The sequence below is a fragment of the Exiguobacterium sp. BMC-KP genome (assembly GCF_001275385.1).
GTDB lineage: Bacteria > Bacillota > Bacilli > Exiguobacteriales > Exiguobacteriaceae > Exiguobacterium_A.
Genome location: NZ_LGIW01000011.1, coordinates 26,094 through 41,410, shown reverse-complemented (window position 1 = coordinate 41,410; position 15,317 = coordinate 26,094). Strand labels below are relative to the sequence as shown.

Below are 15,317 nucleotides of genomic sequence, written 5' to 3'. Positions count from 1 at the left end.
GCCTCATACCTCCAGGTAGTGGATGGCCTGTGTCGCCGAGGCGCTCTTGAAGGTAAGTCCACTCAAAACAAGATAGTTCCCGTTGACCTCACGATGTCCGAAGTCTTTTTTTAGGTCTGATTGTTCCCCCACCCTAGACTTACCGAGAGTGATGTTCAGGACGAGATATTTCTTGTCTGTGCTACCTAGATACTTCCACATCCCTTCCGTGTCCCCCTCATAGGACTGCAGATAAGGTTCCAGCTTGTGGATCATCGCATGGTGATCGCATGACTTCCGCAATGATGATCGGATGCGCTCATTCGCCAACATCACTTCCCGGATTGCGTCGTTCATCAGGCAGGACATGATGACGATAGGATTCTCATCTATGAATTCATCGAAGAAGTTCGAAATGTCGAGCTTCAAGAGCTCGAGATGATGTTTCCCGATTTCATCGATGGTCGCCTTGATGGCTCCATATGAATAGTCATTCGTACTAAGCTTTCCTTGCTCAGGAACGAGTCTTGAGAACTGTTCGTCCCCGAACTCCCCTCGTGATTTCTTCGCATCGCTGATTTTCGATAAGACACTCATGATTTCACGTACGCCCTCCAAATATTCGGATGTCCGTTCCTCATCATCGAACCTAAAATCTTTCGTAACCTGATCTTTCACAAGTCCGAAGTTGTGTAGCGCCTCCTTCAAGTAAATATAATTCTTATGGTAGTCCTCGATCATCTCAGCATGATTCTTGTTCTCGGAGATCGCGACCGCGACCTCTTCACGATAGGTCCGACCGTATAGATGTGCGTAGATTTCTGTCTGCATCTTACCTGGCTCGTACCCGAACACCACAAGAATCTTCTCGATGGCGAGCTTTGGATTGACCGTCGTTATGAGCTCGAGCTTTTCAGCAATGGCGAGCTCGTTCTGGAGCCTTAACCATTTCTGGAGGATACGCTTATTGAACAAGTCATAGATGTCATCGATGTTAAAGTTATCCTTCACTTCATCGAGCGAACGGACAATCCTTCCGTCGAGTAACAGGTTGAATTTTATAGGTTTCATACTTCGTTGCTCCTTGGAAAGATGGTCATCTCCAGAAAGTCCTGGACAATGCACCTTTTACTTTATTCTTCACTTTTTCTGCATAATGTTGAAGTCCACGCTTCGCAATCGGCACGATTTTTTTGATTCCCGTGACGATGACATCGCCAATCTTTTTTCCTACCATCTTTCCGATGGTGTTTCCTATGACGCCTCCAAGTGCACTCCCAGCAGGTCCGAACACTCCACCGATCACTCGACCTACTTGGGTGCCGACCTTTGCACCCACGGTCGTGCACGTCACCTGGACGAGCGATTCGAGACGAGCGACCCCGCGGTCTACAAGGAAATCGACCGCTTCTTCACTCGTAATCGACTTGTCCGCCACCTTATACGCGACCTTGACCGAGGTATAGGCGGCATCGACTACGAAAGAAGTCTGTACATGATTAAGTTTCTTGAGGATTGAGTCCTCATCAGCTTTTTGGATGAACTTCAATGCACTCACCGTCAATAATTGCTTCATCTCTCGATCTTCTTCGGAGTTCAGATCGGATTTAAGTGCATTCGTTAGACGCGAGTATCCTTCAAGTGATGATGCTCCTGACGTATTGACCTCCTCCATCGCAGTGTCGAGGTTCAGTACACCGGAGAGCGCATCAATTTCTACATCCTGCTGAATCTCGCTCGTCATGATGTCGAAGTCGAACGAGTCTTTCACATCGAGAGCTCTGCGATCATCATCTGCTTCATCCGATCTTCGTAGTCCGTCGATGATTCCTTCAGTCACACCAGGAAATTTTCCCTCAGCCGCCTTCAGACGTCCTTTGAGCCAAGACTGACGTGAACGTCCTTCCGACCTTCCTTCTGCTATCTCACGGTGATTGGCGTCCGTACGTTCCAGGAACATCTTCATCTGCTCATACTTTCCTGACGCCCCTTCCCCATAGATGTCACGCATCTCGTCAAGAAGTACGTCCTTCAGAGTGTTCGCACCTCCCGTACCCTGGTCAATCTTTTTGATGATGTCCTGCGATATCTTCAACAAAATATCGTACATATCAATTCCTCCGTTTCTTAAGGTTCATTTTTTCGTCGGTATTATCGGTGTGTTCGAGACGCTCGGTTGTCGTGAATCGAGAGACCTGAGTAAGTCGATAAGGTCTTCCTCCCCATCTACGCAATCGAATAGATGGATATGGACGGTGATGTCCCCGTCGGTATATTGGATATTCCTCCTAGAAAGACCCTCGACGAGCGGATAGACCACCACGACATGCTCACATGAGTACTTCTTCGCATAGGCGAACATCTGATACATGTCGCTCGAGGAGATCCCGAGGTTGGTGCTCCTCGGATCAAGGATCTTCCATTTCATGTCGATGACCCGCGTCCTCATCCGTCCGTCGGACGCATCTCGATATCTCGCAACGACATCGGGCATGAGTCTGAATGACCCGTTGTCGAAGAGATGCTTGACAGGACCTTTCAGTGAGATGTCCCACTCCCGACCGAGACGGTGCTGAATCACGTGCCCTACGTAACTCTCGAAAAGTTGGTCCATCGAGAAAAGGAGCGATTGTGTGTCCGTGGTCCCGGTCGTGTTCGATACGTTCAAGTCGTTCAGGAGTAGCCTCGCCCAACCTATCGCCTTCTGGTAATGCCCGTTCTTCCGGTCGTCGATGATTCCAGCGAAGTCCTTCGCCACGGCATGACTCTCCGCGATTCCATCAAAATGATCAAGCAGACGCCTCGCATCCTTGCGATTCTTCGCATCCGTCGAACTGCCGAGAGTCTTCATCAATGCCTTCTTAAGGATCCGATTCTCTGGACAGTCGATCCCGTACTCATCGAACGTGACGAAGAATCTTTCCTTGTGCACGTGATTGACCGTGAGCTGACGTGCGAAGTTCATCTTCCCCTTGTAGAAGCGTACGTTCTCCTCGATTCGACGATAATCCGATTTCAATCCTCGTCTGACCAGCAGGGAGACCTCGTCGAGGAAGAGCTTGATATAGACTTCGAACATCGACATCCTCGAGTTGCCGAGCGCCGTCGCGTCGAACGATTTACTCGGAAAATCACGCATCGTCCTCAACATCTTGAGCATCGCCGTCTTCGCGTCGACTGTCGTCGTATGGATTTTCGGAAGGATTTGGAGCTGCCTGCCACTCGGCATCTGCAGGACGCCGACGTAGTTCCTGACCTGGATGACCCTCCCGGAGCCTTTCCTGGAGGAGAGTTTCAAGAAGTCTAATCCATCCCGTCCTTCATCCGATAGCGTGAGCATGAGCTCCTCGAGTTCCTCGAACATCTCCTTGTCGATTCTTCGACCCGGACCTTTGTATACGATGGCCTCATATTCCGTGACCTCGATGACATCAGACTTTCGCATGATGCCCCGCATAGATGGCTCGATAGACCTCCGGGGTAGAAAGAGCCTCATGATCGACAGTATAGCCATTCTCGATGCCTGAAAGGTGAACAGACATGTTGAACAATCCGGACGCATCCGGTCGTCCTTTCAGGATGTGAGCATCCTCCTTGCGTGGGCCGTCTCCGAGTACTGCCCGGATTTTCTCATAATCATCGAAGAAATACTCCTGTAGGAGCGGGATGATCGACTTGAGGAAGATTTCCTTGAGCGCATCCACATCATCGTCGGACGACAAGTCAGTGAAATAGGCATGGCCGATCATGTGATCCCGATCATACAACGCCTCGATCCGTCGGTTCATCACCTCGAGTAGGCGTTCTATGTCGACTCCTCCGACGGAGATGCCTCGGAGCGTCGAAGGATCTGGGGACATCTCGACGAACCGGAATCTGCGACGTAACGCGGTATCCATCAACGCGATGGAACGATCCGCCGTGTTCATCGTCCCGATGATATGGATGTTGTCCGGTACGCCGAACTCCTTCTTCGAATAGGGGAGCTTGACGAGCGTCTCCTCGACCTCACCCAGGCGTTTCGAGGGTTCGATCAAGGTGATGAGCTCTCCTAGGATCTTCGAGATGTTTCCTCGGTTAATCTCATCGATGATGAACACGTACGGCTCGCTCCTCTCCTCATCGTCCTTCTCGACGGCATCATGCTTGGTGATGATCCGTTCGATTTGTGATACGGTCAATCGATTCAGTGGATAGATCGTCTTCTGTGTCATCTTCTTGCGCATGTTCATCTCGAGGATACTTTCCGATATGTCCTTGGCCAGCCATTTCACCTTCCGGCAGCGTTTGTATCTTTCTTCATCCTTCAGCCATTCTGCCTCTCCCTCGATGATTCCTATGCCATCGATATGTTCGTGGTCTTTTAACGAGAGGACGACGTCACCGATCTCCATGGTATCGTAGAAATAGGTGAAGACGTTCTTCATGGCACTCGTCATCTTCTCGTCATCCAGGAGTGGCGTTTCTCCGTGCTTAGTGAAACCGATGCGGATCGTCCCATCTTCGAAACACCTCGTCTTGATGTCTCGTTCTCCCGCACCACCGAGTGAAATTTTCCAGATTCTCGCCGATGGACTGATTCGATGATTCGTCGTCGCCATCTCGCAAAATTCCTTGAAGATTCCTGACTCGATATTGAACCCGACCTCTCCCGAGTCGTTCACCATCGGCTTGATTCCCTCGATGAATTCTTCATAACCGTACGACTGATGGAAGGTCGTGAAGGCGATCCGATTCTCGTCCCTGTATCCCGTGTATCGCTCTTTCACCACTTCATATCCTTCTTCGGCCACCTCTTCCTTGATTTCCTCAAAGGATTTTCCTTCGATGATGGCGACGGCGTACAGTACCGTATGGTAGGTCTTCCCGGTACCCGGTGGTCCCTGTAGGATCATGTTCTTCGGATGTATCACGTTCTTCCCCCTCCCACTCAGTTTCTTCATACTTCGGTCCATCGCTCCAGAGCCTGGCAATCCTTCACCGATGATGGCGTCATAGCACGTGACGAACTTCCCCATCACCTGTCTGAGCCTATCCGAGAACATATCCTCCATCGAGAGGTCGTCCTTGACGTCAGCTTCGGAGAGCCGGTAGACGAGCTCGAGCTTGCGATGTTCACCACGTCCGATCCCCTCTTTCGAGATCATGTCCGGTCTGATTCTCTTCGAGTCCAACATATGATGGACCCCTTCCATGTCGTCGAGCGTCACGTCCAAAAACCGACTGTGTCTCACGAGGTCCTCGGTGGTCGGACGCGTCCCTCTCTCGCCCTCCACCCTACACTGGAGAGCCAACCTGATCACCACGTTCTCGTCTTCTAGTCGGAGACCGATGGCGATGCCATGTGGCTGGTCTTCATATCCCGACCTTTTCAATGTGCCCCAGAGCTTGCTCCGATGCTCACTCAACGGTGCTAACTCGGTCAAAGTTAACGCCTGTCCGTCCACGAGTGTCTCGTAATACGTTCTTTGGGCTGTCTTGACGTCCTCCAGGCTTGCCGTGTTCCTCCCTTTCAGAAAATCAAACAAAACCTCCCTGCTTGTTCTGCTCATGTGTCCCTTCCTCCTCGTCGTCCTCCCTGGAGCGAGCACCACGCTCCATTCCCTGGGTCGATTCCTCATCTTCCCGAGATGAGTCTTCCTACAATTCGTTCGTGCCTTTAAAAGGATTATATAGATTTATTTGCCATTAGGTATGTAAAAAAAATACACACCCTCGACCCATTTCGTGATCCATAACTCGAGGGTGCGTCCTATGATAAAAATATCGTCCATCCCGTGAGGAGAGAGTGATACGACGAGCGTCGTCGAAGCACGCCCGTCATCCCTCGGTCCATGTGATTGAACACGTCCCGAAACCGCCTCATTGGATGTCGTATAGCGAATCGTCCATCTCGAGCAAGAGGCGATTCTCTCTCTCGTAGGTCATCATGTAGAGGAGCGATTTCGCCCGCGTCATGGCCACGTATAGGAGTCTTCGTTCGTTGTCCCAGAACTCAGCCGCGTCCTCCTCTGCCGGCAGGACCGACGGTTCGACCAGGTCGACGATGATGACGACGTCGAACTCGAGACCCTTAGCAGAATGGAACGTGCTGAACTTGACGCCAGGAGAGAATGGGTCGACGTCCTTCTTCGCGCGGACGTCCATGTAGGCGATGCCCTTCCGCTTGAGGGCGCCCCCGAGCCGATGTCCCCATCCTTGGGAGGAACGGTAGAGGACACCGATGGTCGCCGACGGTGATGCCGCGAGGACCTCGTTGATCATCGCGATCACTGCCTCGTCATGATGTCCTCTGTCGTCGAGCCTTCTGAGGACCGGTTTAGGACCACTACGTTCTGGTAACACGGGTACGACGTATTCCTCGTCCTGCGTGATGGAGTCGTGCTGCTGCAGGCTGACGGCGAGCTCGATGACCTGTCTCGTGGAACGATGGGACTCCGTGAGGATCTTCGTACGTCCGCCTTGGATGTTCAGTCCTGCCTCCTTCCAACTGAACGCAGTATCGTAGATTTTCTGCCCTTTGTCGGCTGCGATCGTGATGGATTTCCTCACACATACCTTCAAGAGACGGATCTGGCTGAGCTGGAGATCCTGCGCCTCGTCGACGAAGACGTGGTCGAGCTTCGCGTTCTCCGGGATGCGATCCTTCACGTCCAAGAGCCGGTAAGCGAAGTCGTCGAAGTCACGATTACGTCCCTTCAGCTCCTCATAGTTCCAGAAGATCGCGTAGATGATCTCCCTGTCCGCGGCCGTTACCCGCGTCCCCACACCTCGGCCACGTCGGCTCACGGCCGCGTACTCGGACATCGAGCGGACCTCCATCCCCTTGATGAAGCTGATCTCCTTCTGGAGGAACTCGACATACTTCTCGTCGGTGACGAACCGATGGTCGACCTTCGTGTTGGCGATGGCTCGCTTCACCAGGTTCGCCTGATCGGCGTTCATGATCAGCTTGAAGCTCTCGCTGAACACTTGCCCATAGACCTTCATCGCCCATGAATGGAACGTGCTCACGCCCAGGTTGCCGAGTCCATGACGCTTCATCGTGATCTGTGATGCGTTCGTCAGCGACTTCGCATACGTGAAAATCATGATCGCGTCGGCGGCGTTCTTCACTGCCTTCTTCTTCGCCTTCTTCAGGAGCACCAAGGTCTTCCCGCTGCCTGCAATCCCTCTCACCAATTGCTCCTCTGATTCGTTGTCCACGATTTGCTGTTGTTGGGGGGTGAGGACAATCTCGTCCTCCGCCAGATACCCCGTCGTCGTCATATTGTTCATGTTGCCACTACCTCTTCCTGTTCGTTTGTTCAATCCTCGTCGTCTTCATCGTCTTCGTCATCCAGCTCGTCCCAGATGTTGGACGTATCGAGGTCGACGAGCCCGCGCCTCATGTGGTCGAGCGCGAGCTCGTCATTAGGACGTGCCTTCGGCGGTTCGGATCGCCACTCCTTCTCCACCAGCCTCCATAGTTCGTTCATCGACCCCCGCCTCCTTCGAGCGGGTCCACGTCCGGACAGATGTCCTGGTATGGGCAATACTTGCATTCGTCCGATGGACTCGCCTTGAAGGCGACGTCCTTCCCGAGCTTCTCCTCGATCTGATCTATCCATCCAGATAGTCCATCCTCGACCTCGGCTCGGAGCTTCGTCCGTCGGTCCACTCTCAACCCGGGTAGTTGGAGGTCCTGGCGCGCCGAGTTGATCTTGATGCCGTCCGCCGCGTCCTGCTTCTCAGTCTTTTTCATCCACTTTCCAGAGATGTATTTCTTCGCGATCATCCGTTTCCGATAATCCGTCCATCCCGGGAAGAGTGTCCCGACCTCCCGTATGACCCGTTCATCCTCGCGAGGCATCGTACGCTTGACGACACGGAGCAGGTCCGTGTACTGGAACTGTTGATGGAACTCGGTATCGAATGTCGGGAACTCCGACAGGATGTATCCGTACTGGAATCGTCGCTGGCATGCGACGTATTCCATCAGGAAGTCTGATGACGTCAAACCTTCGAATCCTTCCCTTCCCGTCGTCGCCTCCGCCTCGAAGTCGTAGGCGTTCTCACGATGGGCCGGTGCGTCCTCCGTGTTCCATGACACGTCCGCAGGGACGACGGTCAGGTCGAGCTGCTTGACGTAGAGCGCTGGCTCCATGTCCCTCTTGTCGAGATAGTTCCGCATGAAGGACAGTTCCGTACAGCGTGGTCGGAGGAACTCCAGCGTGATATAGAAGAGATATCTCGATATGTGCTTGATCGATTTGTTCCGCAACGTGTCGAGCTCGAGCACCTGGTGCTGCTCGGACAACGCCTCGTATGTCTCCGGCTGGAAGGGCCAGGGGAGTGCGAACTCGCTGAGCGGCAATCCTCGTTCGTCGAGTCCGGTCACGTGATACTCCTTGCCTTCCTTGAACGCCTCCCCGTCCACCTCGATGAAAGGTTTGACGATCGGCGTGTCCTCCGGGTCCAGCTTACCGCTGAGGTAGAGGCTGACCGCCTCACCCACGTCCTCGTAGAGGAAGAAGGTGTCGTCCTCGATGCGCGCGAGCCTCTCGTTCAGCGTCTCGAGGATGCGCGTCTCCTCCTCCTCGAGTTCCATGTGACTGCTCGGGTCGTACTTCGCGACCATCTCGAACACCTTCTTGAAATGAATCCCGATCCGCTCCTCCTCCATCTCGATACGGAAGAGTTCCTTCGAGATGAAGTCGAGCTGTCTCAGGAAGAAGCGGATCGTCTCCATCTCATGACGGTCGAGCGAGAACTGCGAGATCCGTACGAACGGGCTGCGCATGCTCTTGAGGACGCGCCCGTCCCCTGCCTTCTCATAGGGGGAGAGGACCTGCTCGTAAAAGCTCATCAGCTCGTCGGAACGTCTTCGCCACTCCTCCAGCGTCTCGCATCCCTCGAAATGTGGCAGGATCTTCCGCAGTTGTCCCGTATAGTCGCGGGCATTCTTGCCACTCTCCGGATCGTACAGCCACCCGCTCGTGAACGTCGCCATCAGGATGTCGGCATCGAGCATGAAGCCGTCCGCGGTCCGGATGGCATGGATGTTGCTGAGGAATTGTCCCACGGGGTAACGGAGAAGGTTGCGACTGCCCGTGGACATGTCCGGATAGTACTGGCTGAGGACGTCGTTGAGCATGTCGGCATTGGTCGCGATGATCTGCGTCTTGCCCTCCTCCGGTCTTCCCCCGATCGGGTACGCCGGGACGATGACCTTGTTCATGAACTCGAAGAACGAGTCGTATGCGACGATTTCACGGTCCGTCCCGCTCGTCGGCGCACTCCCTTCCTCATAGGCACGTAGGAAGACGTCCCCGAGACCGCCCTCTTCACCACGAGCGGATGCAATCTCCCAGTCGTCCGACCAGCCGTAGCGTTCCGTGATGAAGGCTCTCGTGAACCCGAACGTCTCCGGATAGCGAGCGTCGTAGAGGTTGAAGAAGATGATATCCATCCCTCCCTCTCGTAGTCGCTCCAGGAAGCGTTGCTGTTCAGGCGTGACGAAGTAGAAACCGTGGAGGACGAGCGTATGACCGTCCGGAGTCGTCGACTTCGCGTCCGGCGATATGTCATCGAGTACCTCGTGCAATCTCCGGGGTGACCAGCCCGACCTCATCTCCTCGCGGAGACGGGCATAGGATGAATCCTGCTTCTCGAGCTCATGCCATACCTCGACCAGCATCCGCTCCTTCGCGGACAGGTCCTCCCTGCCCAGCAAGACCTTGGCTAAATCCGAGGGTCCGATGCCTGAATAGGCGAGGAGGCGTAGCGTCTCGAGGACCTCCTTCTTGTTCTTCCGGAACGATTCCTTGATGCTCTCGTCCGTCGGGCGTGCCCCATGCTCCTTCAGGACCTTCGAAAGTCTGAGGAATTGCTGTAGTTGCGTCTCCGCCGAGTTCCATTCCGGCTGCATCGCGGAGATGATCTCGCGTACCGTATAGACGTGTTCGAACGAGCCTTTTTCCTGATAGGCCTGTCTCAATCCCTCTGCCACGTTCTTCGTCGCACAGACGTGGATGGCTCCCTTGATTTCCTCATACCGCGGATGGGAACGCCATCCCTTCGGATCGTCATAGGTGTATACCTTAACGGACATCGTGCATTCCTCCCATCGCTTTCTCTAGTAGTTCGCCCCATGTGTCGGGCTTGACGCCGGAACGGATGAGCACGATCTTGTTCTTCGCACGTGTCAGCGCGACGTAGAGGAGGCGCGTCTCCTCCTTGACGATCTCATCCAGCTCCGAGGTCTCGAGATCATCGTAGTAGCCGTTCTTGCCTTCCTTCTCTCCCGTCACTCGGCCTCTGTCGGCAGAGAGGTCCCAGCCGACCCGGCGCATCCCCCCCGTCTCGTCCTGTTCCTCTTCGATGAGGAACACGTTGCGTTGGTTCGTGAAGGGGAAGTCGAGTCTCGGTAGGATCACGGTATGATATTCGAGGCCCTTCGCCCGGTGAATCGTCGTGATTTCGAGCTGTCCGTCGCTCGTCGTGTCCATCGGCGTGTTCTCGTTCGTGTTCACCCGTACCTGTAGCTTGAGCCAACGATGTATCGTATAGAGCGTGCCCGTGTCCGGACCGAACTGCTGATGGATGATGTTCATCAGGTGGGCGAGATCCAGCTCGTACTGTCGTGCGCGGCTTGCCGCCACCTCGGGATCCTGCGTGATCCGTTCGTAGTACGGCTGCAGGTTCTGCATCAGCCCCTTCTCGGCTATGATGCGCTGGATCACGGCCAGGAACGGCAGTCGCCGCAAGTCCTTCAAGTAACGGGAGAAGTCGTCCCCGATGCGCTCCTCGACATATCGGGAAATCGCCTTCCCGTCCCCTTCGTATCGGACCAACAACCGCGACGGGATTTTGTAGAGGAAGTAGGGCGTCTCGAGTGCCGATACGAGGTGGACCGCCTCACTCGGGTACATCATCGCCTCCAGCAATGCCTTGAAGTGCATCACGGCATGCGAACGGTAGAACGTACCGTCCAGGTTCTGCTTGACCGCGATGCCGTTTTTCTCGCATAGACTCGCGACCTCCTTCGCCTGTTTGTTCGTACGGACGAGTAGGGCCACCTTCTCGCCCGGCTTACTCGAGACCTCACCGAGACCTTCCCGTATACGATCCATCATGACCTGTTCTCGTTCGTACCATCCGGCCTCGACGAGCGATAGCTCCGTCTCGTCCCGCGTCGTACGTCTCACCCCGACGAGGCGGTCCGATCGCGAATAAGGGAGGAGTCCGTGTCCATCATCCCCCCAACGGGAGAACATCTCGTCCAACCGATCGAGGAGGCTGCTATTCGTCCGATAGTTCTGGGTCAGTCGCACCTCAGGGATGCCCGCCCCCATCTTGTCCTCGAGACGTTCGAAGGACGTGTAGTCCGCTCCCCGGAACCGATAGATGGATTGCTTGACGTCGCCGACCACGAAGACCGTATATCCGAGCTGTGCATGTAGGCTCGCCACCAGCTCGATCTGGGTGTTGTCGCTATCCTGGAACTCGTCGACGAACAGGTGCTTCCTCGACTCGAGCTGATCCATCTTCTCGTTGTCGGTGAACCATCTCAGCTTCCGGATCATGTCCCCCATGTCGATCGCGTTGTCCTTCCGCTTGATGCGCTCGAGTTCTGCCTCGCATCTCGAGAAGACATGGCGGAACAGCTCATGTAACGTGGCATGGTCCTCGTCCTCGACGGTGCCCCAATCGAGTCCCTCGATTTCCTCGCGGGTCAGCCCCTTCTTCTCCATCTCGTCCCAGAATCGTCGGATGGTACGTGTGATTTGATGATGCTCCAGTCCGCTCCCGAACAACCCGTCGATGCCACCCGCGGAATGATCGCCCGACAGGAACTCGTCGGTCAGCCGCTCGATGATCAAGTCCTTCGTCCGGATGTAGCTCCGTATCTTGACGCCGCGACCGAAGCCGATCTCGTGCGCGAGATGTGTCAGGATCGACTTGGAGTAGGAATGGATCGTACTGATCTGCATGTTCTTTACGTCCTCCGCGAGTTCGAGGTATCGCTTCCGTCGCGTGAGCGAGAACATCGTCAGCATGCGTCCCTGGAACCGGCGCCGCATCTCGTCGGTCGAGTCGTTCGTGAAGGTGATCATGACGATGTCCTTCAGGTCGACGCCCTCGCTCTCGAGGAGATACATGATTCGGTCAATCATCACATGGGTCTTCCCCGTCCCCGCCCCCGCCATGATCTTCAGGTTGTCACGGACGGGCGCATGTACGGCCATGTATTGTCCATGGTTGAACGCCCCACATCCTTCCACGAGTTTGGACAAGGCATCCGGGAGTTCTCCGTTCCTGATGCAGGCGAACCCGTACGGCGTCCGGTCGATGTCGAGGTGGACGTGTTGGAGCTGATGCTCTTCGATGAAGGGACGAAGTTCCCTCATGAGCCTCTCAGGTAGACCTGACGACGAGAAGAGGTAGACCTTCTTGCCGTCCTCGAGTGCGGCACGGATGTCACCCTCGTTCGTGTCGATCGACGTCCGATCAGGGAGGAAGTAGGTCAACGAGAACAGCCCCTTCGATCCCATCACTTGCTCCGCGGAAGGTACGGACGCAGGCTCCTCCATGACCGAGAATCGTCTCTTGATGGCCCCCCATCCGGCATCGGCGAGTCGACCCGGCTGTTTCCGGACGTTGATCCGCCCCATTCTCTCCAACACGCCGGGGTCGACGAGGTCCTCCTTGAACAGGATCGGAGGCACGTTCAACATCTTGTCGTAACCGCGTTCCGCCCATTCATGACGCGTGATGTATGGCAGTGCGACGATGGCACGCCGCCCAAGCTTCCGATAGAGCAACGGCTCCTCCTCGAGGTCCTTGCATAACATGTCCATCTGACGCTCCGCCTGCGCATATGGCTCGATTTCGAAAGGCGTACCGTCCTTCTCGCAGCTCCACACCTGACCGGATATGTTCTTGATCTGTCTGATGCTGATCCCCTTGACCTCGATGGTGGTCACGCCAATCTCGCGGTCGACGATCAAGATGTCGATCTCCCTGCGATAAGCATGTCCCTCTGCGAACATCGGGAAATGGAGAAATCCGAAGCTCTCCCTTCCCTCGAATCGTCTCTCCAAGGCATCCCAGACGAGCAGCTCTGCCTCGTGCCCGGGACCGTTGTCCATTCTTCCTCTTATGAACATGTCCTTCACCTCTTCTTTCCAAAACATTATATTAAAATTTTATACTTTGTTCACTTTTTTTACAATTTAAATAATCTAATTACTTTTAATGGATGAATGAAGGATTTTTTAGGAGCCGGATTCAGTGCTCCTGAAGGCTTCACGTCCCATGACGTAGCTCGAGGTATGGGAAAGGGCCGACTATAACGAATCGCCTAGCCGGCCCCTTTGATGGTATGAACGTCATAAATCCTTCAATCGGAAGTATGTCTTCCCCTTCGCATCCGAATAGTTGCCGAATCCCCATGCCTCCGGTCTGTCCATCATGACCTGGTAAAGAATCTGTCCGTAGAACTTCGCCGCCTCCGTGCTGTTCTGGCGACAGGAAATCCAGATCGGTTCGTACAACGTGCCTCTCCAGTCACTACCGGGGATCCAGCTCGAGGTATGCACGTCACCCCCGTCGATGATACGGTTCAGCTCTTCTACGATGATGCGATGGTCCTCCGGATCGAGATGTTGCATTCTTTTCTTGAAGGTCGACGCATAGGCCACCGTCGTTATCATTTCCTTTTCTGCCGTCATCAACATGTCCATTCCTCCATTTCGTCTATCTCCGTCACTCATCCTGCGCGATTCAACCCTTCGAGAGTCTCAGAATCGCGATCGCCGCCTGTATCCGTCTATCAGAATCATCGGACCGAAGTGCATCGATCAAGACGTCCTTCGCTGCATCGATCGTCTCAGGGTCGAAAAACCCGTGTCCTCCGCTAACGTCGCGCGTCCCCTCGATGATGGCGAACGGGGTATGTCCTTCCTCGTCGATCACTACATCTAGACCTGTCTCCTCATACGTCCCGGAGAACCTCGTCATCGTGCCTCGGTTCTTGACCAGGTCGACGACCTTCTGGTCCAGGCTCGACTTCGCGACCGTCGCCTTCCATTCGACCGGGCGACGGTGACACATCCCGATGTCCTTATGGTCATATTCTTTAGCGTATCGATACGGTCCCGCGATTCCGACGTGGACGATTGAGCCGTCAGGGACGAGGATGACGTCGCCTGGTTCGACGACGTTGACGAACATGTTGACCACCCCCGTATAGGCTCCGAGTCTCTGTCCTTCGTACTGGTATTTTCGTTCAAGTCCCCGTCGTATGTCCTTCTTGTCAGCAGTCTCTAGATTCCCGATCCCTGGCCATCCGATACAGACGAACCCTTCCTCGAGGAAGAGCTTCCCCCGATCAATCCCATGCGGTTTGTTCTTCAGCTGGAACACTTGCGTCATGTGTCAACACTCCTTAGAAAGTTATTCTTTCGACTTCATGACCTTAGTCTATCAGATGAAAAACACAATTTCAATACCCTAAAACCCTAACGATACCCTAGTGACTTTAGGTGTTTGTGTGATTCATGCTGGACATCGCACTCCGTCTTCACCTTATAGTGGTGTAGAGGAGACGAAGGAGACACGGGACCACTCTTCCCCTACTCAATCAATCGAATGATGCATCATCCAGAGGAGGAATCATTTCAATGGGAGCAAAGCCCTCAGGGGAGTGGCAGGAGGACATCATCCAGCTGATCCTACGACTTCAGCAGGACCGGAAACGGACAATCAACGCCGCGATGTACGACAAGCTCGCGAAACGCGACGCACATCCCCCGCTCAAAGAAATCATCGACGGCTTCGGATCATGGACGCAGCTACTCGTCCGTGCAGGAATCATCACTCTCGAGAACCTGGACCCACATGCCATCTGGCGACTGGACCACCTCAGGATGCCTCGAGAGAAATGGACGATAAGGGAGAGCCTCATCATCTGCCGCCACCTCCACGGGAGCTACCTCTCGTCGTCCGACTATAATCGGATACGGAAGGAGCATCCCGAGATGCCGAGTCGTGCGACGATCGTGAAGCGGTACGGTGGCTGGGCAGATGCCTTGAGGAGCCACGGTCTGACTCCACGCAGTCGGTTTACCGACGAGGAATGCCTAGTCTTCCTCCGGGTCGCGCTCGAGGAGCAGCACCTGAACTCTGTCGAATACGACAGATGGGCAATCGATAGGGGTGCACCCAGACTCCTCGCGGTGACGAAGCGATTCGGTTCCTGGATAGAGGCATTGAGGATGGCAAAAGAATTATGATTTTAAGTACTTCCAATACAAAGTATCCATTGTTATTTCAGGATTTTTTATTTACATTAA

At 54.4% G+C, this 15,317-nt stretch carries 11 protein-coding genes; 1 reads left to right on the top strand and 10 read right to left on the bottom strand.

Features of this window, described 5'->3' with window-relative positions:
* Positions 1-3: 3 nt before the first annotated feature.
* The 10 genes from ADM98_RS00715 to ADM98_RS00675 all read right to left on the bottom strand — a co-directional run bounded on the left by ADM98_RS00715 (position 4) and on the right by ADM98_RS00675 (position 14,397).
* On the bottom strand, positions 4-1,050 hold the full coding sequence (locus ADM98_RS00715) for a hypothetical protein (protein ID WP_053451801.1): 1,047 nt from the start codon (positions 1,048-1,050) through the stop codon (positions 4-6).
* Positions 1,051-1,075: 25 nt separating this feature from the next.
* Positions 1,076-2,089, bottom strand: coding sequence for a hypothetical protein (locus ADM98_RS00710; RefSeq protein WP_053451800.1), 1,014 nt, complete (start codon positions 2,087-2,089; stop codon positions 1,076-1,078).
* Between the two features lie 24 nt (positions 2,090-2,113).
* Entirely contained in the window at positions 2,114-3,424 is a 1,311-nt protein-coding gene (locus ADM98_RS00705; RefSeq protein WP_053451799.1) for an McrC family protein, read from the bottom strand.
* Complete coding sequence (locus ADM98_RS00700) at positions 3,411-5,126, bottom strand: AAA family ATPase (RefSeq protein ID WP_160315902.1); 1,716 nt, start codon at positions 5,124-5,126, stop codon at positions 3,411-3,413. The genes ADM98_RS00705 and ADM98_RS00700 overlap by 14 nt, the downstream gene beginning before the upstream one ends.
* A 715-nt stretch (positions 5,127-5,841) precedes the next feature.
* Positions 5,842-7,257: a 3'-5' exonuclease gene (locus tag ADM98_RS00695; RefSeq protein ID WP_053451797.1), complete on the bottom strand. Its 1,416-nt coding sequence runs from the start codon at positions 7,255-7,257 to the stop codon at positions 5,842-5,844.
* Between the two features lie 29 nt (positions 7,258-7,286).
* Positions 7,287-7,457, bottom strand: coding sequence for a hypothetical protein (locus tag ADM98_RS17280; RefSeq protein WP_160315901.1), 171 nt, complete (start codon positions 7,455-7,457; stop codon positions 7,287-7,289).
* Complete coding sequence (locus tag ADM98_RS00690; protein ID WP_053451796.1) at positions 7,454-10,072, bottom strand: hypothetical protein; 2,619 nt, start codon at positions 10,070-10,072, stop codon at positions 7,454-7,456. Before ADM98_RS00690 ends, ADM98_RS17280 begins: the two co-directional genes overlap by 4 nt.
* On the bottom strand, positions 10,062-13,157 hold the full coding sequence (locus tag ADM98_RS00685; protein ID WP_152910936.1) for a UvrD-helicase domain-containing protein: 3,096 nt from the start codon (positions 13,155-13,157) through the stop codon (positions 10,062-10,064). Before ADM98_RS00685 ends, ADM98_RS00690 begins: the two co-directional genes overlap by 11 nt.
* Before the next feature lie 195 nt (positions 13,158-13,352).
* Positions 13,353-13,700, bottom strand: a complete 348-nt coding sequence (locus ADM98_RS00680; protein WP_053451794.1) for a hypothetical protein — start codon at positions 13,698-13,700, stop codon at positions 13,353-13,355.
* Positions 13,701-13,746: 46 nt separating this feature from the next.
* A complete protein-coding gene (locus ADM98_RS00675) occupies positions 13,747-14,397 on the bottom strand; it encodes a hypothetical protein (protein WP_053451793.1) in 651 nt (216 codons plus the stop codon).
* Between the two features lie 248 nt (positions 14,398-14,645).
* On the opposite strand from ADM98_RS00675, the gene ADM98_RS00670 reads away from it, so the two are divergent.
* Positions 14,646-15,257 (top strand): hypothetical protein, encoded by a 612-nt coding sequence (locus ADM98_RS00670; RefSeq protein WP_053451792.1) that lies wholly within the window; start codon positions 14,646-14,648, stop codon positions 15,255-15,257.
* Positions 15,258-15,317: the final 60 nt, after the last annotated feature.